This is a genomic window from Mesorhizobium comanense (genome assembly GCF_005503535.1).
Lineage (GTDB): Bacteria > Pseudomonadota > Alphaproteobacteria > Rhizobiales > Rhizobiaceae > Mesorhizobium > Mesorhizobium comanense.
The window spans coordinates 213,680-232,163 of record NZ_SCNN01000009.1; the positions used below are offsets into that span (position 1 = coordinate 213,680).

The 18,484-nt window shown below is 59.7% G+C and carries 18 protein-coding genes; 5 read left to right on the top strand and 13 right to left on the bottom strand.

Features of this window, described 5'->3' with window-relative positions:
• Positions 1–155 precede the first annotated feature (155 nt).
• Positions 156–1,436, top strand: a complete 1,281-nt coding sequence (locus FFS37_RS17665) for an O-antigen ligase family protein (protein WP_137932284.1) — start codon at positions 156–158, stop codon at positions 1,434–1,436.
• Positions 1,437–1,458: 22 nt separating this feature from the next.
• Entirely contained in the window at positions 1,459–2,403 is a 945-nt protein-coding gene (locus FFS37_RS17670; protein ID WP_137932233.1) for an NAD-dependent epimerase/dehydratase family protein, read from the top strand.
• On the opposite strand, the gene FFS37_RS17675 is transcribed toward FFS37_RS17670, so the two are convergent.
• Together FFS37_RS17675 and FFS37_RS17680 are read right to left on the bottom strand one after the other, a co-directional pair.
• Entirely contained in the window at positions 2,391–2,930 is a 540-nt protein-coding gene (locus FFS37_RS17675; RefSeq protein ID WP_137932234.1) for a sugar transferase, read from the bottom strand. The genes FFS37_RS17670 and FFS37_RS17675 overlap by 13 nt on opposite strands.
• An 85-nt stretch (positions 2,931–3,015) precedes the next feature.
• Positions 3,016–3,948 (bottom strand): glycosyltransferase family 2 protein, encoded by a 933-nt coding sequence (locus tag FFS37_RS17680; RefSeq protein ID WP_137932235.1) that lies wholly within the window; start codon positions 3,946–3,948, stop codon positions 3,016–3,018.
• A gap of 14 nt (positions 3,949–3,962) precedes the next feature.
• Between FFS37_RS17680 and FFS37_RS17685 the strand changes: the two genes are divergently transcribed.
• A complete protein-coding gene (locus FFS37_RS17685; protein WP_137932236.1) occupies positions 3,963–4,166 on the top strand; it encodes a hypothetical protein in 204 nt (67 codons plus the stop codon).
• A gap of 6 nt (positions 4,167–4,172) precedes the next feature.
• Here FFS37_RS17685 and FFS37_RS17690 read toward each other — a convergent pair whose 3' ends face one another.
• The 11 genes from FFS37_RS17690 to FFS37_RS17740 form a co-directional block, all read right to left on the bottom strand.
• A complete protein-coding gene (locus FFS37_RS17690) occupies positions 4,173–6,161 on the bottom strand; it encodes a UDP-N-acetylglucosamine 4,6-dehydratase (RefSeq protein ID WP_171026315.1) in 1,989 nt (662 codons plus the stop codon).
• Positions 6,162–6,666: 505 nt separating this feature from the next.
• Entirely contained in the window at positions 6,667–7,734 is a 1,068-nt protein-coding gene (locus tag FFS37_RS17695; protein ID WP_171026316.1) for a class I SAM-dependent methyltransferase, read from the bottom strand.
• A 532-nt stretch (positions 7,735–8,266) separates the two neighbouring features.
• On the bottom strand, positions 8,267–8,911 hold the full coding sequence (locus FFS37_RS17700) for a hypothetical protein (RefSeq protein WP_137932238.1): 645 nt from the start codon (positions 8,909–8,911) through the stop codon (positions 8,267–8,269).
• Between the two features lie 81 nt (positions 8,912–8,992).
• Positions 8,993–10,471 (bottom strand): rhamnosyltransferase WsaF family glycosyltransferase, encoded by a 1,479-nt coding sequence (locus tag FFS37_RS17705; protein ID WP_137932239.1) that lies wholly within the window; start codon positions 10,469–10,471, stop codon positions 8,993–8,995.
• Positions 10,471–11,082, bottom strand: coding sequence for an ABC transporter ATP-binding protein (locus FFS37_RS17710; RefSeq protein ID WP_171026317.1), 612 nt, complete (start codon positions 11,080–11,082; stop codon positions 10,471–10,473). Before FFS37_RS17710 ends, FFS37_RS17705 begins: the two co-directional genes overlap by 1 nt.
• A 150-nt stretch (positions 11,083–11,232) precedes the next feature.
• A complete protein-coding gene (locus FFS37_RS17715; protein WP_137932241.1) occupies positions 11,233–11,985 on the bottom strand; it encodes an ABC transporter permease in 753 nt (250 codons plus the stop codon).
• Between the two features lie 10 nt (positions 11,986–11,995).
• Complete coding sequence (rfbD, locus tag FFS37_RS17720) at positions 11,996–12,898, bottom strand: dTDP-4-dehydrorhamnose reductase (protein WP_137932242.1); 903 nt, start codon at positions 12,896–12,898, stop codon at positions 11,996–11,998.
• Entirely contained in the window at positions 12,895–13,965 is a 1,071-nt protein-coding gene (rfbB, locus tag FFS37_RS17725) for a dTDP-glucose 4,6-dehydratase (RefSeq protein ID WP_137932243.1), read from the bottom strand. The genes rfbD and rfbB overlap by 4 nt, the downstream gene beginning before the upstream one ends.
• 46 nt (positions 13,966–14,011) lie before the next feature.
• Positions 14,012–14,566 (bottom strand): dTDP-4-dehydrorhamnose 3,5-epimerase, encoded by a 555-nt coding sequence (rfbC, locus tag FFS37_RS17730; protein WP_137932244.1) that lies wholly within the window; start codon positions 14,564–14,566, stop codon positions 14,012–14,014.
• Positions 14,567–15,448, bottom strand: coding sequence for a glucose-1-phosphate thymidylyltransferase RfbA (gene rfbA, locus FFS37_RS17735; protein WP_137932245.1), 882 nt, complete (start codon positions 15,446–15,448; stop codon positions 14,567–14,569).
• Between the two features lie 305 nt (positions 15,449–15,753).
• The gene (locus FFS37_RS17740; protein WP_137932246.1) at positions 15,754–16,659 is read right to left on the bottom strand and encodes an MBL fold metallo-hydrolase; all 906 of its coding nucleotides are present in this window, start codon (positions 16,657–16,659) and stop codon (positions 15,754–15,756) included.
• Positions 16,660–16,772: 113 nt separating this feature from the next.
• Here FFS37_RS17740 and FFS37_RS17745 point away from each other — a divergent pair, with 113 nt between their 5' ends.
• Both FFS37_RS17745 and FFS37_RS17750 read left to right on the top strand, forming a co-directional pair.
• Complete coding sequence (locus tag FFS37_RS17745) at positions 16,773–17,363, top strand: biotin transporter BioY (protein ID WP_137932247.1); 591 nt, start codon at positions 16,773–16,775, stop codon at positions 17,361–17,363.
• Positions 17,364–17,422: 59 nt separating this feature from the next.
• Complete coding sequence (locus tag FFS37_RS17750) at positions 17,423–18,448, top strand: NAD-dependent epimerase (protein WP_137932248.1); 1,026 nt, start codon at positions 17,423–17,425, stop codon at positions 18,446–18,448.
• Positions 18,449–18,484: the final 36 nt, after the last annotated feature.

Genomic DNA, 18,484 nt, shown 5'->3' on the forward strand with positions numbered 1-18,484 from the left:
ATCGGCCTTGGCATACTATCGAATGAAAAAATCAGCGGCTATACCAGCCCCCAGGTGGGCAAGGCGCATCATTTGGCTAGGGCTATTTCAAGGCGGGGTTCGATCTCGTTCGAGAAGACGTGCCAGTGAAGCCTGGGAACAGCGAGCCTGAAATTTTGAGCCGGCTTTCATCCATAGGGCTGCCTCTCACGCCGTCGCGGATCAATGTCTACTTCTCCATTCTGTGTTTCTTTTCGCCTCCGGTCCTGGGATCGCTGGTCAGCTTTGTGTTCAATGGCGGGGGCCTGGCATCCGTCCTGCTGATTGCCTCCGGAAAAAGACGTTTCAACGCCGACCCGTCAATGATGGCGCTCACGGTCGCGATCTATGCCTACTGCCTGGCCAACATCACGGCCTCCGTCGCAAACGACGCAATCGCCAGGGATGCACGGCACTTCATACCGCTCGTCCCCTTCCTGCTTTTTCCGGTTTCCTATTCCACCTGGAGCATCACGCGGAAAACGCCCCTCATGCGCATCGTCGTCATAAGCAGCATGGCGGCCTGTTTCGGCGCGCTGCTTTTGGCAATCGTCCAGCACTACTGGCTTGGTATCCGCGCGGAAGGCGGAGCAGGCAACGCAATCGTGTTTGCCCAGGTGCTTTGCCTCGCCGTGATGGTCTGTGTGACGGCCGCGGTGTCGGGCATCGAGGACGGGTACCGGACCGCTTTCATCTGTGCCGCGCTTTGCGGGACAGTCGCCATCATCTATTCCGGCACGCGCATCATCTGGCTCGCATTGCCGATTGCGGTCATCGCTGTCCTGCTGATCAACCAACAGAGGCTGAGAGGAGGCAGCCTCCTTCGCATGGTTCTTTTGGTGGCAGCGATCGCGGTCGTAATTGCCGCATTCGGTTTCCAGATAATATCCGGGCGTCTCGGCTCCCTGCGCATGGACTGGATAGCGCTTGGGGCGCAGGGCGACTACGACACCTCGCTCGGAATGCGTATCGCCCTCTGGGACATAGGCCTCAAGGCGTTTCGGGAGATGCCATTATTTGGACATGGGGCTGATGCCACGCAGTTCCTGATAAGGCAGGGTTTTCACGATCAGTTCGGCATGGATGTGGGCTTCAATCATTTCCACAACGGCTTCCTGACGGCGCTGGTGCAGGCAGGAATCCTCGGCGCTGCGACGCTCGCGGCGATCTTTGTGGTTGCCGCCAGGAATGCTGCCCTCGCCCTGCGCAACAGCACCGATCCGGTCGAGCGGTTCGGCACCACCATGATCGTCATTGCTCTGATCACCTATCTGACGGCCGGAATGGCGGGCATCCTGATCGGCCATGACATTCTGGACTCGGTGCTGATGATCTTCCTGGTGTCGGGAACCTATCTGGCCTCGGGGCGTCAGGCTCCATTGGCGGAAGACCAGGCACTTCCGCCGCTCAGCGGCTAGAGCCTTCGGCAATGGGGTCGCGATGAAAGTCCTGGTTACCGGTGCGACGGGCTTCATTGGCCGCCAGGTGGTCCGCCGGCTTCGCCAGGCCGGCGTAGCGTTTCGTCTCGCCTCCCGCGATCCTGACAGGCTCGATCCGGGGTCCGACGCCGTACCGATGCCTGCATTCGACGCGCCAGCCGCGGCCTTCCTGGCGCTTACCAGAGGTGTTTCCGATGTCGTCCATTGCGCTGGCCTGAACAATGATCAGGGCAATGCCACCGAGGCCAATTTCCAGGCCGCCAATGTGCAACTGAGCCTACAACTGGCGCAGGCCGCCGCGGCGCAGGCAAGCGGGCGCTTCATCCAGCTCTCGTCTATCCGCGCCGTGATCGGCGCGCGCGTCAGCGCGGCGATCGATGAAGACACGATTGCCGATCCGCAATGCGCCTACGGGCGTTCGAAGCGTGAAGCAGAGATCAAGGTGCTCGACGCCTATGCATCCAGCGGCCGTGCGGATGCCGTCGTGTTGCGGCTGCCTCCCGTCTACGGAGCCGGCATGAGGGGAAACCTGGCGACGCTGATGCGGATCGCCGATACGGCCCTGCCCCTGCCGGCCGGCGCATTGACGGGAACGCGCTCGCTGCTGGCGTCGCAATCGGCGGCTCAAGCGGTGTGGCATCTGCTCGTGCATCCTGGAGCAACGCGCCCGATCTATCTGGCCAGCGATGCACCGCCGGTTTCGGTAGCGGCCATCATCGGTGCGTTTCGCCAGGGATTCGGACGGCCTGCGCGACTGATGCGGGTGTCGGGCGGACCGATGCGGATTGCCGCCACTGTGCTGGGCAAGCAGGCATTCTGGGACAGTCTGACGGCGTCGCAGATCTGTGACCCATCCCTGCTCGTCTCCGAGGGATGGCGGCCGGAAACCGACACTCCGGGACAGTTGGCCGAGATGGCGCGCCTGGCAACCGCTCAACGGCGATAGAGCGTGCCGAACAGGATTCGCAGGTCGAGCCAGAGCGAGGCGGTGCTGAGATAGGTGGCATCGGTTTCGGCCAGAAGTCGCGGGTTCGACATGTCGATGCCCCTGATCTGGGCCAGGCCGGTGATGCCGGGAAGCGCCTCCAGAACACCCAACCGCCTGCGGCACTCGATCAATTCGGTCTGGGTCGGCAGGCAGGGGCGCGGCCCGACAAGGCTCATCTCGCCGCGCAGAACGTTCCAGAACTGCGGCAACTCATCGAGCTTGAATTTCCGCAAGACCTTTCCGGCCGATGTGACGGCGTTCGCGGGCGCCTCGTGAGTGGGCAAGGACGGCGTCCCCTGGTGCATGGTCCTCAACTTGTGGCAACGAAAGAGCGCGCCATGGCGACCAACCCGCGTCTGGGTAAAAAATGCCGGGCCGGGAGACGATGCCCGGACGGCAATGACGGCGAGCAGAAGCACCGGAGACGTGACCACGAGGAGCACCGCGGCCCCGGCCAGATCGAAAATCTTCTTGGCTGTCTTCATGGATGGCCGGTAGCGCGCCCTTGGAAAACTAGCAAGAACGCGGAGCGCTTTTACGCTGCAGGCGCACCGTGCCGCTGTCCGACATTCAGATGCGGCCCAGAACGAAAGCAAGATAGAGCCCCAGGGTTCCGGCAAAAGTCTGCCGATAGACACCACTTTGGCGCAAGGCCGCCAGGCGCTGAAACAGGTTGCCCTGCCGCCCCCTGGCAAAGAGGTCGAGGCTGGCGATCGCATCCTGGGTCAGGAGGTCACGATTGACGGCAAGGCCGGCAAGATTGAGGTCGGTCCAGCCGGCGAACTGGCCCTTGATCAGGCGGCCAAGGCGCGAGATACGCGCCCGCCATGACACATTGGCGCCGACGAGGTTGGCCGCATGCTGCCGGTAGCGCACCAGCGGCCGCGGGTCATAGCGCACGACGCCGCCGGCGCCCGAGACAACCAGATAGGCCCACCAATCGTGACTGACGAAGCTTGTGCGGGCGCAAGCCTTGGCGAGCAGATCGCGCGCGGCGCGGTTGAGAAGGATGGTGTTGCCGCCGGCAATGCTCTGCACCAGCGCATTGCGGAAGGATGGCGGCCGCCCGAACAACGGCGAATGGCCGACAAGGCTCCCCGTTTCGGTCATGGTCGCGGTCCGCGAGCAGAACATCAGCGGGGTTCCCGCGTCAAATGCCTGCATCCAACGGACGGCGCTCTCCAGCCTGTCCGGTTCCCAGACGTCGTCCTGATCGCAAAAGGCGTAGCAATCGGCGTCGATGCGAAGGTCCAGGATCATCGAGCGGAAATTGGCGGCAAAGCCTTGCCTCGGCCCCTCGGCCAAGGTCATGCGCCCTTTTGACCAGCGGGGCTTCCAGGCCTCGATAATGGGAAGCGTGCCGTCGTCGGACCCATCATCCGATATCCAGAGATCGATGAAGGGTTGCGACTGTGCGGCCAGGGACTGCAATTGCTCGTCGATGAAGGCGCCACCGTTCTTGGTGCCCATCAGGACAGCGATGCGCAGATCTGTCTTACCCACTGTTGTCAAACACCTTGCATCCGCTTGAAATTCCTGGAGCCAAGATCCCTGCGGATGCAGAATTCTCTTTTCATTTTGAGCGATTGCGCGCCGAAATCGCAGACGCCATTTCTGCGATTGCTTTAGAGCAATTCCAGGAAAAGTGTGAAGCGGTTTTCCGTCCGGAATTGCGTAAAAACAAAGAGTTAAAGCCGCTCGGCGATTCCCTGAAACGCTGAATGGCCCTACCCCGCCTGCCCGACGGTCTTCTGGATTTCCTCCTGGCGCGCGTTCGCCCGGGCTTTGGTGGCGCGGTCGAGATCGGCCAGGATGGCAAGCGAGGCTGCCTTGTCCTGGTCCTTGATCGATTGCTGCAACGCGGCAAGGGCCGCCTGGACATCCGTCCATTGCGCGACATCGGTGCTCAGGCCAAAAACCTTCGAGACGCCGAGTTCGACCAACTCTTCGTCTTCGCCATGAAGGGTCTCGTGGAGTTTTTCACCAGGCCTGATGCCGGTGAAGCGGATCGGAATCTCCGTATAAGGGCTTTTTCCCGACATGCGGATCATCGTCTCGGCCACTTCAAGGATCGGCACCGGCTTGCCCATATCCAGCATGTAGACGGCGTAATCCTGGCCGACCGGACGCGAGGCGGCGTCGGCGGCCGACATGATGACGAGGTCGACGGCTTCAGCCACCGTCATGAAATAGCGCGTCATGCGCCTGTCCGTGATGGTTACCGGCCCGCCGGCCTCGATCTGGGCCTGGAATATGGTGGCGACAGAGCCGTTGCTGCCGAAGACGTTGCCGAACCGGACGGCGATGAACCTGGTTGCGGCGCGCCGGGCGGCGGGCTCGCCGGATGGGGTTCCATGCAAGGCGCTGACGATCTGTTCGGCGGCTCGTTTGGTCATGCCGAGCACGGATGACGGATCCACGGCCTTGTCGCTGGAGACCATGACAAATTGCGCCACCCCGCATTTGGCGGCGACCTCGGCGCAGACGAGTGTGCCGAAAACATTGGTCTGGATGGCCGATTCCCAGTTCTCCTCCAGCAGCGGAACATGCTTGAGAGCCGCCGCGTGGAAGACGATGTCGGGTTTGAACTCGGTAACGACGCGCGTCATCTGGCGCCGGTCCGCGACATCGACGATGCGGACCTTGAGGCGTTCATGGTCCTTCTGCTCGACATACTGGCTCAACTGGAAAATGCCGAATTCGGAATTGTCGGCGACCAGCACCGCCTCGGCGCCCAGTTCCAGCGAGCGCTTGACCAGCGTGCGGCCGATGGAGCCGGCGCCGCCGGTGACCAGCACGCGCCTGCCGCCGACGAAAGCGCCGATGCGCTCGATGTCGGACGGCACTGTCGGGCGGCGCAGGATCGTTTCCATCTCGACCTCGTCGAGAACGAGCTTCCCCTCCTGCCCCAGTTGCGAAAGCCCGGAGAATTGCACGACCGCTATGCCGCCATGCCGGGCGACGCGGACCAGTTCCGAATATTCCTCGATCTCATGCTCGGCGCCGCTGCCGAAGATCAGCAGATCGAGGCTCTTGGTGCCGGTGGCGTACTCTTCCAGCACATCGATGAGACGCGGGCGGATTGCCACGACGGGAACGCCCTGGATGCGCGTGCCGGGGGGCACCCCGTGTTCGGTCGCCATGATGCCAGCGATGGAATAGTCCGCGGGTTGCGCGGTGCGCGTGAAGCGGGTGATCAGATCGGCTTCACCAAGCCGCCCGACGAACAGCGCCTGCCTGGCCCGTTCCTTGTCGACCCTGCGGCTCAGAATGCCCCAGCTCGCACCATCGCGCAGGAAGCGGTAGAACAGGCGGGGCGCCGAGATGATGGTGAAGGAGACCAGGAGAAAGACGATGAACTGGCGCTCGTTGAGGCCGGCGACCGGCTGGAAGTGACGCACGCCCAGCGAAACCAGGTAAAGCACCAGCGTCAGGATCGCGCAGCTCTTCAGGATGTTGAAGAAATCAGGCGTGGAGGCGAAGCGCCAGACCGTGTTGTAAAGGCCGCCATAGCGAAACAGCAGATGGCTGATGACAACGATGCTCGTCCAGGTCAGCAGCCCTTCCTCGGACAGCGCCTCGAACGAAAGGTTCGACCTGGAAAGCGCAAGGGCGAGCGCCACGGCGACCAGCACCATGACCACGTCCTGGATCATGATGAAGACACGCCGCACTTCCGGCCTGAGTCCGAAGACAGCTTCCAGGTAGGAATTCATGGGACGGCGCTAGACTCCAGGCTCTCGGAGATTGCACCAGGAAGCGCGGACACGAAGATCACTCGTGGCCGGTCGCGCCTGATAATGCTATTCCGGCCCCCGCCGTGTTATATCGCATACTGCGGGCTGCGGGGCATAGCCAGATGTTTTTTTGGGGGGAGGATAAGGTATCGCGTCCTTGACTTGCACTGGAGTGCTAGATCCGAGCGCCTTCAAATTCCAGTTGGCGTGCGATTGGCCGAACGTTGTCGCGGTACGTGATGCAATTGCCGTAAATACCAGCCGCAACTCTTTGTCTGCAGATGGCCTCTCATTCGGGCGTCCAAGGCTTGCTCCAATCAAAATACCGGCAAGTTAGATTTCCTGTCAAAGCACCGCCGATCCCGATCAAATATCCGCGTCATTATTGCGGCTTTTCTCGGCTCTCCAGCACCAGTGGCCTCACAGAATGTTTCGTCGCGGATGGCGGAGCCTGTCGACCTGCCTCACCGGGGCGATCCTGCCGCTACCCGAATCCGACTATGGACAATATCTTTCGACGAATTCGGAAGGCTAACCGCCAAGCCAGATCAACGGTCGATTCTATCGGAGGCTCAACGGGCACAAATACCTCGACTGGAACTTCAACTCGCACGTCCACTGGGACTTCGACAATTATTCGCTCCGGCTCTGGTGCGGGGGCTATCTCGCGGTAACTCGGCCCCACCTCACTGTCGAACTCGGTGTGGTGCTTGAGTGCCAGCCTTATCCTTTCTGCGTCGAACTTCTCGCGTGGGATTGTTCCTGTTTCCTCAGCGCGCCTCATCTGGACTATGAATTCAGAGCCATGATTCTCCTCTAACCATGCGATATCGAGACTAAGAAAGCCCATCTGGTTCAGTTGCAAAATCGCAAGCTCGAACGATGCCGGCGTAAAAAACCAAGTATGTGCGTCAACATAGGGGTGAGCTTTCCCTGCCCGCCTGACATCGCTCTTGTAGCGTTTTAGCGCGCTGCCGAAGGAGTGGGCAAAACCAATGGGTAAATGGTTACCACCAACCCATGCTGTTTTTCCGTCTCGAGTCGTCGCCCAGGCACGGGCTTCGAACAGCGCCTCAGGGGTGTGCCTGACACGGCGCTCTCTATAGGCGGTAAGGATCTCCCGGACGCTAGTCGGCGACTTCAACAAGTCAAAGCACTTTCGCATATCAGGAACAGCAAGGGCCACGATCCCGTCCGGCTTTAGAAGGCGCGAACACTGCTGCAGGAAGCCAAGAATGTCGGGAGTATGCTCGATTACGTGGCTGGCGATTACGAAGTCGTAGCCTTCGGGATTCCGTTTCAGCGTCACTTTGTCGAGTGGCTGGCCATGCCATACGATATCGACATCCTCGATTACGTTGACCTTGCTGCGAATACCGCCGTCCGAGTGGTTTCGTGCAATCTTGCGAAGCCCCTCACCGTCTTGGTAGTCAATAACAGTCGTGTTCCAGCCATCCGCCTTTGGGGCAACCGGGTTGAAGAATGGGCCGATTTCGACGCCGACCATAGTGTCTTTGTCCAGGTTCCTTCTAAGCTGGTCCAGGCGATTCACCAAAAACTCCCGTCGTATGCGGGCAGTTCCGAGCAGCACGAGGCAACTTTGAGGGTGCATAACCGCCCCACACAGCAATCGGAAAGCCGAATGGAACCCGGAAGTGAGCCCTTCACGTTACGTGGTCGCTTCCTGTCGAAACTGATCCCGTTATATTATTCCGATCTTATTTTGCCGGTGCGCCAGCTTACGCATCATAGTTTGAGCCGGCAATCAACATTGCAAGGCAAAGGGGCCTACAGAGGTAATATGAAAAGATGATGGCCAAGGCTCCAGCGTCGCTCAGCCGAGCGCCCTATAGGCGCGCCCCGAGGCAAACCTGCGGACAAAATCGAGCTGGCATATAAGCCAAACAAAGGTTGATGCGCCCATGCAGCCTTACAAGTAATTCTTGCCCAATTACTCCGCCAGTTAACCTTGCGATCCCCCAAGGGCATAGCGAGGCTTGGCGTATAGTTGTTTATAGGCTAGCCAGCAGTTGATTGGCATCTCAGTAGAATCGAGCGAAAAATGCAATTAGATGTATCAAATGCTACAGCGTTCGGTACCTTCGGCCTTCGGCGAATCTCCTGACCGCCTCCCTCTGCTTTTCCGTCGGCGGAGTAAGTCTCACGAAATCGGCAACCTCGCAAAGCAAAGCCTCAGGGTCCAAGACGGCCCGCTCATAGCTCACCAGGAGGGTGGGCCACTGCAGGCGCTGCAGCAATCCCCAATACCTACCGAACCGCTGAAGCGCCATGTCATAGGCCTGCTCAATCGAACCCTGCATCTGATTGACTTCGGACTGCGCGATTGCGGCCATATCGCGATTAACAAATAGCACCAAGGGGTCTCTTAAAACGTCGGATATAGCATCCAGATACATGTCAGCGGAGGGATCTTTCCAGCCCCAGAGATCATTGGCCCGGTTTCGGGCTTGAATTAAGCTCCTCAGCTTTTCCAAATGGCTTCCTGCGGACAACCCCATCGGATTGCCGTCAAGATCCCGACCTTGAGCCAAGTTAACAAGTTCCACATCCTCATGGTTAGTGGAACCATGTGGTGCTCCCATCGGCACACCAAGAATTGTGGCGGCGCCCGCAACGAGGCTTGTTCCGCCCCGGCCACATCCCACCACTATCAGAGTACGCTGACCTCCTGGTGAGGCAAATTTGATCGCTGTATGTGTTGCTGCCATCGTCTCGATACTTGCTCGGCGGTATCTCGGTTGCGGCACTCGATTGTTGGCTGGAGCACAGAGCCAGTGGCATCCAAGAGCTTACGGCGTTTTCCGATTACTACTTGATCCCGCAGTTGATTTAGCGCGCAAACGCCGCTTAAAGAAATTCAGATGCTTTGAAGTGAGCGAATGATCCCAATCACGCGGATACTTCATGGCCTTCGCAAACTTGTATCGGTCCTCCAAATTCATACTCTTCGCCCTCGCTAGTTCCAGCGCTGCAACGAGCTCATTCAACCCCGGTTGAGCTGGTATAATGTTTTCGCTAAGCCCCTTCAAATATTCATCGGTTTTTGTTTTGAACGTGTTTGTAACAACCACGCAGCCGGACCCGGCCAAATCCATTGGAATCATGCTTGGGTGTGGAGAGGCCATCAACGTCAGACAGATGTCGAAGCTGGAAACCTCTTCGATATACGTGCTGAGGTCCATCCTTGGCAGCGAAACCGATCGAGCCCCCGGGAGCAGTTCGACAACTCCTTCACCAAGCCCCATCCCGACGCATTCCCATTCAGCGGGATCGAATATTCCCCGCTTGAATGCAGTAGCAAGAGCCAGTGCCGTGAGTTCGAACATGTTACGATCCACGACAGGACGAGAATAGAAGACGATCTTTTTCTTGTTTTTCGCGCGGTTGCGCTCGATGAAGGCATTCTTTGGCAGCAAATTCGAGGAGCACGCGTTATTGAAGAATGTATAGGACAATCCGCGAGATTTTATCCCTCCAACATCGTTTGAAACAAAGAAATTCATCAAGCTCTCGCTGGAGAAAATCGCACTATAGTTCATTGAATACGTGCGATCGGCAATTGCGTGCAAGCTATTTGCCTGATAGAATAATGCCTCATAGTCCTGTATAAGATATATGAAACTCTTATTATCGGTCGCCGAGCATATTTTTTCGGCAAGATAAGCCGAATACCAGACGGTGGCGACCGCATAATCATACTTTGAAACGCGAAGAGGTGCACGTCTCTCCCCGATATACTCTACTTCGAGTTCGTCAAAGATCCGTTCCATCCCGGGATATTTTAGAACCTTCTCTCTAAACTCGGATAGATTGAAATAAAAATTGTCGAACATAACCAGACGAACATTGATACCGGTCTTTCGCAGGAAGAGCGCCACCTGGAAAACACCAAAAAAACCCGCCGAAATCGATTTAAAGTCAAAAGCCGGAACGAGAACATTAATCGTCTGCGGTCGACGCCCGTCAATCTCGACTTCGGGCAAGTCATAGACGCGATTTAATCGCAGATTGAGGAAATCGCGGTCGTAAACATGGTTCGGCGGGGCCACCGCCGGGACGAGTGGCAGTTGCGACAGGTAAGACGACTGTAGGTCAGCAAGCAAGCCAAGACGATGGGCCATGGACATGCACACATAGGCAAACCGGCTCTTATAACTCTGCAACTTAACGTTCGGGTCAAAGACCTTGTGATACGACTGCTTTAACTCCTGATGCCCGAAAAACCGCGCCCCTGCGCCCGCCAGCGTTGCTGTAAACCGACGACGCATTAGCTGAAAACCTCTTCTCTCACGATACGCCCTTTTTCAAGATGCACAGCCGAATGGCACATTGATCGAATCAATGCGTCGGAATGGGATGCCAGAACAATAATCGCGGCATTGTTCAGCCAGTGCTCCATGCGGTCACGAGCCTTTTTTTGGAAGGATTCGTCGCCGGTGCCCAACCCTTCATCCAGAAGCACAATATCGGTGGGGTAAGCGGTCACAACCGAAAATGACAGCCGTGTCTGCATACCTGTCGAATATGTGCGAACGGGAAGATCTATAAAATCACCCAGTTCCGAGAAATCGATGATCGAACCAATCTGCTGCTCTACGTCCTTTGGCGAAATCCCCGCCATGAGGCTTTGAAGCCGGATGAACTCCCTCCCTGTGAGTTCGGGAGACAATCCCATGGACGGCTTTATCAAAACAGCTGTATCGCCATTTATGGCGGCGGTGCCAGTGGTGGGCTTCAAAATACCGGCCAGCACCCTCAACAAGGTTGTCTTGCCGGCGCCGTTGTGTCCGCTCAGCCCCAACCGCGTGCCAGCTTGCAGGTCAAGCGACACGCCATCAAGCGCGGCGACCTCGAAGCGGCCGGTATCACCGGCCAGCAAACGCCCACCGGTCGTGAACCTCAGCGCCGCCTGCTTGAGCGATCGATTTGCCGGAGCTGACCATATCGGGATTCGGACAGTCACGTCGGCTAGCTGAATAGATGGCGGTAACATGGGATTCCGGTCTGATTTACAAGATGTCGTCAAAATTCAAAGCCAGTACGGGATTCGGTGCTGCGTCCTTCGGTAGAGCGTGTACGCGGCGATACTGCCCAAGGCAGCGATCCCGGCAGAAACCAATACACTCGTATAGTCAGTCCCACCGTTCAGGATCGGCGTGCGTGCCGCATCGATAATGTAGGAAATCGGGTTGAGGAGAAGGAAAAGGGATTCCGACGGCAGTATCTTCGACGTCCACAGAATTGGTGACAATATAAACAGAAGCTGCATCGCCGATGCAGCTATCAATGGGACGTCTCTAAATCTAACCGAAACAATAGAAACAATAGATGATATCCAAGCAGCATGAACAGCCAGCAATACGGTTCCGATTACAAACATTGGAATATTTAAGCCAATAGACGGATATGCTATAATCATAGTCACAAATACTACAACAACATTGTGTAGCAATATGATGAAGTTCTTAGTTACACATCGAAATATGCATGAAGCCGGAGATATTTTTGTATTCAATATGAGGTCATGAGAATTGATCATGGTCTCGGCACCTTCGACCACAGCAGCCGACAGGAACTGCCAGAGAACTATGCTGACCGCCAAATGGTGCAGATACTCTCTCACCGGCTGGTTGAGAAGAACCGCGTACAGGAATCCGACCGACGCCACGAATATCGCGGTGTTCACCGTGATCCATAGGGGCCCGAAGGTCGAGTTCCGGTAGCGAAGCGTGATGTCGAACCGCGCGAGCCGAAACCACAGCAATGATGCGCCCGAGTTCATCGTAATCCCTTTAATGCGACGCCGCCGTGGCAATGTTCACAAGCCGACTTACCACCCGTTCCGCCGACTCCCGCCAGTCCGGTGCCGTCCATGCAAATACGTCGGCGAATTTCGCGCTTGAAAGCCTGGAGTTGGCGGGGCGGCGCGCCTTGGTTGGGTAGTCCATTGTCTCGATATCTCGTACCCGCGCCCAGGGACCACCAAACTTCAGACTTGTGTCGAGGATGTGACGGGCAAAGCCGCTCCAGCTGGTTTCTCCCGTGCCGGCCAGATGATAGGTGCCAAATCCGGCGAAGGTCTTGTTGCGATGCAGCATCGCCGCCGCATGCAGGATCGCCTCGGCGATATCAAGCGCCGATGTGGGATTTCCCCATTGATCTGACACCACCGATATCTCGTCGCGGTCGGCCGCCAAGCGCAGCATGGTTTTTGCGAAATTCCGGCCGAACGGGCTGTAGACCCAGGCGGTGCGCAAGATGAGGTGGCGTGGATTGGTGGCGATCACCGCCCGCTCCCCGGCAAGCTTGGAGGCGCCATAGACGCCGAGCGGTCCGGTCGCGTCGGTCTCGGCATAGGCGGCGGGCTTTTTGCCGTCGAAGACATAATCGGTCGAGAGATGGATCACCGGGACGCCAAGGCGCGCAGCGGCTTCGGCCACCTTGCCGGCGCCGGCCGCGTTGACGGCAAAGGCCAGCTCCGGTTCGTCCTCGGCCTGATCGACCGCCGTATAGGCGGCGGCCGAGACGACGATGTCAGGCCTGGCGGCGGCTATGGCCTCGACGATTGTCTCCGGCCGTGCCAGGTCGAGTTCGGGGCGACCGATGGCGACAAGCTCGACACCGGTCTTCTGTCGGCCAGCCTCGACAAGGCTTGCCGCGACCTGCCCTTCGCGCCCGGTGACAAGCAGTCTCACGCGCCCACCTTGCGGGCTTCGCCCAGCCTTTCGCCGGCATAGCGCTGTTCGCGGATCGGCCCCCACCACCATTTGTTGTCGAGGAACCAGTCCACGGTTCGCGCCAGGCCGCTGTCGAAATTCTCCCTCGGCGCCCAGCCGAGCTCGCGGCCGATCTTGGAGGCATCGATGGCATAGCGGCGGTCGTGGCCGGGACGGTCGGTGACAAAGGAGATCAGCTCGCGGTAGCGCTTGCCACCGGCCCGCGGACGCCTGGCGTCGAGCAGGTCACAGATCGTCTCGACAACGGCGAGGTTGGTGCGTTCCGAATTGCCGCCGACATTGTAGCTCTCGCCCGGCGCGCCCTTCGTGGCAACCAGTTCCAGCGCGCGCGCGTGATCCTCGACGAACAGCCAGTCGCGCACATTGGCGCCGGCGCCGTAGACCGGCAGCGGCTTTTCGTCGAGCGCGTTGAGGATGACGAGCGGAATCAGTTTCTCCGGAAAATGATAGGGCCCGTAATTGTTGGAGCAATTGGAGAGCACGACCGGCAGGCCGTAGGTTTCGTGCCAGGCGCGCACCAGATGGTCCGAAGCCGCCTTCGAGGCGGAATAGGGCGAGGACGGCGCGTAGGGCGTCTCCTCGACGAACATGCCGCCATCGAAGGGCAGATCGCCGAACACTTCGTCGGTCGAGACGTGGTGGAAGCGGAACCGGTCTTTCCTCTCGTCGGAAAGGCCGCGCCAATATTCCAGCGCGGCGTTGAGGATCCTGTAGGTGCCGACGATGTTGGTCTCGATGAAGGCACCGGGCCCGTCGATCGAGCGGTCGACATGGCTCTCGGCGGCCAGGTTCATGACGATGTCGATATCGTGGCGGCGCAGCAGGTCGAGCACCGCCCTCTCGTCGCAGATGTCGGCATGGGCGAAGCTGTAATTATGGGCATTCTCGATCGGCCGTAGCGAAGCCAGGTTGCCGGCATAGGTCAGCTTGTCGAGATTGGTCACCCTGTAGACCGGATTGGCGCACAGATGCCGGCACACCGCCGAGCCGATGAAGCCGGCCCCGCCCGTCACGAGAAAATTCATGCCGCAGCCCTCACGACGTAGACCCAAGCGCTTTTGACGACACCCATCAGGCGAACACCTCGGCGGCGGCCAACAACGGCGCCCTGAGGTCCTTGTCCGACAGCTGGAAGCCGCCGGCCAGGGACGGCCAATCGATGCCGATCGCGGGGTCGTCGAAACGGATCGACCGGTCATGCTCGGGCGAATAGGTGTCCGTCACCTTGTACAGGACCTCCGTGTCGGGCACGAGCGTGACGAAGCCGTGCGCAAAACCCTTCGGCACCAGGATCTGGTTGCCCTTTTCGGCCGAGACTTCGAGGGCGACCCATTTTCCGAAGCTGTCCGAGGCGCGGCGGATATCGACCGCGATGTCGAGAATGCTGCCACGGATGACGCGCAGCAGCTTGTCCTGGGCGCGCGGCGCGAGCTGATAGTGCAGCCCGCGCAGCACACCCGCCGCGGCGGAGTAGGAATGGTTGTCCTGCACGAAGGTCAGATCGATGCCGGCCTGCGAAAAGCGCTCGGCATTGTAGGTCTCCATGAAGAAGCCGCGCGCATCGCCATGGCGCTTGGGAATGATTTCCAGCACGCCATCGATGCCAAGGGGTCTCACCTCCAGCACCTAGCTCTCCGACAGATCGGCGACGCGCCGGCGCAGATAGGCGGCATATTCGTTCTTGCCCAGGCGCGTTGCGCGCTCCAGGACCTTGTCGGCCGTCAGCCAGCCCTGTTCGAGGGCGATCTCTTCGGGACAGGCGATCTTGATGCCCTGGCGGTGCTCGATCGTGCGCACGAAGGAAGAGGCATCGTTCAAGCTGTCATGGGTGCCGGTATCGAGCCAGGCATAACCGCGCCCCAGCCTGTGCACATGCAGCTGCCCGCGTTCGAGATAGACATTGTTGACCGCCGTGATCTCGAGCTCGCCGCGCGCCGAAGGCCGGATGGTCGAGGCGATATCGACGACGTCATTGTCGTAGAAATAAAGGCCCGTGACGGCCCAGGAGGATTTCGGCTTCTGCGGCTTTTCCTCGATGGTCAGCGCGGTTCCGGTCACCTTGTCGAACGAAACCACGCCATAGCGCTCCGGATCCTCGACATGATAGGCGAACACCGAGGCGCCGGTTTCGCGCGACGCCGCCGCGCGGCAAAGCTGCGACAGCCCGTCGCCGAAATAGATATTGTCGCCAAGGATCATCGACACGCTGTCCTTGCCGATAAAGTCGCGGCCGATGATGAAGGCTTCCGCCAGTCCATTGGGCTGGGGCTGTTCGGCATAGGACAGCGCGAGCCCGAACTCCGATCCGTCGCCAAGCAGCTCACGGAAGACCGGCAGGTCGCGCGGCGTCGAGATGACCAGAATCTCGCGAATCCCGGCGAGCATCAGTACGCTCAGCGGATAATAGATCATCGGCTTGTCGTAGATGGGGAGGATTTGCTTAGATACTGCTAAAGTCAGTGGATAAAGACGTGTTCCACTGCCTCCAGCAAGGATAATTCCCTTCAAGAAGCTCTCCTTGACATGCCGAAGCCCCCCAGCCCTGACTGGCTGTGCTTAGGTTTCATGCAATGGCTTGTCAATGCGGCTTGCAACAAACCGTGACTTGCCTGGGAAACCCTGTCCCGGCGCGGCGGCAATCTCGTTGAGAACAAAAAACTTGTTGTCATTTCGGCAACCGATCCAGGCCGGCGAAAAATGCTTTTCGCAACGAATCTTCGTGACGTAAAAATACAACATACGCATTGCAATCACAAAGGCAGCCGAAACACTCCGAACGCCCCAGCGCAGCTATATCCCCCGCTGAATTGAAATCAGCGCGGCGTGAAAATCCCATCGATGGCCGGCGCGGCTTCCGTTTCGACAAGGCCGCGCGCCACCAGATCCTCCAGATGGGCCAGCACCGAGAGGCCTGCTGCCCCGTGCAGACGCGGATCGGTGTCGCGGTAGATCGCCTTGACCATGGCGGCGATCGTCCTGTCGCCTGCCCTCACCCGCTCCAGTATGGCTCGTTCGCGCATCCTGCGATGCGTCTTCAACCCGCGCATGAAGCTGCGCGGCGCCGTCACGGGGCCGCCGTGGCCAGGCAAAAGCAGCCGGTCGCCGCGCTCGATGAGCTTGTCCAGGGACGCCATGTAATCGGCCATCGCCCCGTCCGGGGGCGCCACGATGGACGTCGCCCACGCCATGACGTGATCGGCTGAAAACAGGATGCCGGTCCCCTCCAGCGCGAATGCCGCGTGGTTGGCCGTGTGGCCGGGCGTCAGGATCGTGCGGATCGCCCAGCCATCGCCCTCGACCAGTTCCCCATCCGGCAGCGCGATGTCGGGAACGAAACCGGTGTCGGCACTGGCGTCGAGCGCATTGATTTCGCCGATATGCAAAGGCCTCGCCGGCCTGTGCGGTCCTTCCGCCAGCACCGTCGCGCCGGTGCGCTCCTGCAGGCGGGCCGCCAGCGGTGAATGGTCACGATGCGTATGACTGACGAAGATGTGGCTGACCGGCCGGCCGGCAATCACCTCGAGCAGCGTCTGAAGGTGTGCCTCGTCATCGGGCCCGGGGTCGACGACGGCCAGGGCATCGCGCCCGATGACATAGCTGTTGGTTCCGTGAAATGTGAAGGGGCTGGGATTTCGGACCGTTATGCGCTGCACGCCGGGCGCAACACTTACGCCCCGGCCGTAATTCGGATCGAAACCGGTGTCGAATTTGAGAGCCATGTCGGCACATTGTTCCAGAAACGGCAAAACCGATTGCCGCATAGCACGCAAGCCAATATAGGAAAACGCAAGACCGTGATTATCGGATCGCGGCAACCTGATTGGGGAAGATCATGGCAATTGCAACGACGACGCGCCCGCTTGTTTCTCTGGCCCTGCCGCAGGAAGGCGCCGCGCGGCTGGCAACGCAACTGCTGCTGGCGATCGCTGGAACGCTGCTGCTGACCCTCTCCGCCAAGACCAGGGTCGTGCTGGGCCCTGTCGACATCTCGATGCAAACGCTTGCCGTCTTCCTGATCGCCGCGGCCTTCGGCATGCGCCTCGGCGTCGCCACGCTGCTGCTCTACATGGCAGAGGGCGCGATGGGCTTGCCGGTCTTCCAGGGCACGCCGGAAAAGGGCATCGGCATCGCCTACATGCTTGGATCGACCGGCGGTTATCTCGCCGGCTTCGTGGTCATGGCGGCCATTGTCGGCTGGGCCGCCGATCGTGGCTGGGATCGTCACCCGATCAAGCTGTTCAATGCGATGCTGGTTGCCGAGGTGGTGATGATGGCGATGGGTTTCGCCTGGCTGGCGCTGCTCATCGGCCCGGAAAAGTCCTGGCAGTTCGGCGTCGTGCCGTTCATCCTCGGCGACTTGATCAAGGTTGCGCTCGCCGCGAGCCTTGTGCCTGCGGCATGGTCGCTGCTGAAGCGTTCTTGAGTTTTCAAGCCAACGTGCAATAGGCGGCCGGGGGCGCTTCTCCAGCACGGGCGTTTCTGATGAAGGTTCTGGTCACCGGCTCGGCCGGCTTCATAGGCTATCACGTCGCCCGGCGATTGCTGGAGCGCGGCGACGAGGTCGTCGGCATAGACAGCGTCAACGACTATTACGATCCCGCGATCAAGCAGGCGCGGCTGCGGCTGCTGGCCGAGGCAAGCGACAGCACCAATGCGGGGTATCATTTCATCCAAGGCAACCTGGCCGACAGAAGCGTGGTGGATGGCTGCTTCGGCGCTCACGCCTTCGACAGGGTGATCCACCTCGCCGCGCAGGCGGGCGTGCGCTACAGCCTGGAAAACCCGCACGCCTATGTCGAGAGCAACATCGTCGCTTTCACCAACATGCTCGAAGCCTGCCGCAACGGCGGCATCGCGCATCTGACCTATGCCAGCACGTCGAGCGTCTACGGCGCCAACACCGACATGCCGTTTTCCGAACATCGTCCGGCAGACCATCCGCTGCAGTTCTACGCGGCCACCAAGCGCGCCAACGAACTGATGGCGCACAGCTACAGCCACCTGTTTCGCCTGCCGACGACCGGGCTTCGTTTCTTCACCGTCTACGGCCCCTGGGGGCGGCCCGACATGGCGCTGTTCCTGTTCACGAGGTGCATTCTGGCGGGCGAGCCGATCAAGCTGTTCAACAATGGCAACCACACGCGCGACTTCACCTATGTCGAGGACATCGCCGAAGGCGTGATCCGGGCCAGCGACAGTCCGGCCGCGGCCAATCCGGACTGGGATTCCAGCCATCCGGATCCGGCAACGAGCAGCGCGCCCTGGCGCATCTTCAATATTGGCAACAACAGGCCGGTAAAACTGACCGCCTATGTCGAAGCGCTGGAAGGCGCGCTGGGCCGCAAGGCCATCATCGAGCTGTTGCCGCTGCAGGCCGGCGACGTGCCCGACACCTTCGCCGACTCCTCCGCGCTGGAAGCGGCTGTCGGCTACCGCCCCGGCACCTCGGTCTCCGATGGCGTCGGGCGCTTCGTGGAATGGTACCGGGGATATTTCGGGCGGGGATAGCGCCAAACCGAAGGGAGCGCGAACCGAACGGAGCCG

Excerpts from the sequence above, each read along its gene's own strand:
- FFS37_RS17670 (WP_137932233.1), top strand. The coding sequence starts at position 1,459 with ATGAAAGTCCTGGTTACCGGTGCGACGGGCTTCATTGGCCGCCAGGTG.
- FFS37_RS17675 (WP_137932234.1), bottom strand. The coding sequence starts at position 2,930 with ATGAAGACAGCCAAGAAGATTTTCGATCTGGCCGGGGCCGCGGTGCTC.
- FFS37_RS17690 (WP_171026315.1), bottom strand. The coding sequence starts at position 6,161 with ATGAATTCCTACCTGGAAGCTGTCTTCGGACTCAGGCCGGAAGTGCGG.
- FFS37_RS17700 (WP_137932238.1), bottom strand. The coding sequence starts at position 8,911 with ATGGCAGCAACACATACAGCGATCAAATTTGCCTCACCAGGAGGTCAG.
- FFS37_RS17705 (WP_137932239.1), bottom strand. The coding sequence starts at position 10,471 with ATGCGTCGTCGGTTTACAGCAACGCTGGCGGGCGCAGGGGCGCGGTTT.
- FFS37_RS17715 (WP_137932241.1), bottom strand. The coding sequence starts at position 11,985 with ATGAACTCGGGCGCATCATTGCTGTGGTTTCGGCTCGCGCGGTTCGAC.
- rfbB (WP_137932243.1), bottom strand. The coding sequence starts at position 13,965 with ATGAATTTTCTCGTGACGGGCGGGGCCGGCTTCATCGGCTCGGCGGTG.
- FFS37_RS17740 (WP_137932246.1), bottom strand. The coding sequence starts at position 16,659 with ATGGCTCTCAAATTCGACACCGGTTTCGATCCGAATTACGGCCGGGGC.
- FFS37_RS17745 (WP_137932247.1), top strand. The coding sequence starts at position 16,773 with ATGGCAATTGCAACGACGACGCGCCCGCTTGTTTCTCTGGCCCTGCCG.
- FFS37_RS17750 (WP_137932248.1), top strand. The coding sequence starts at position 17,423 with ATGAAGGTTCTGGTCACCGGCTCGGCCGGCTTCATAGGCTATCACGTC.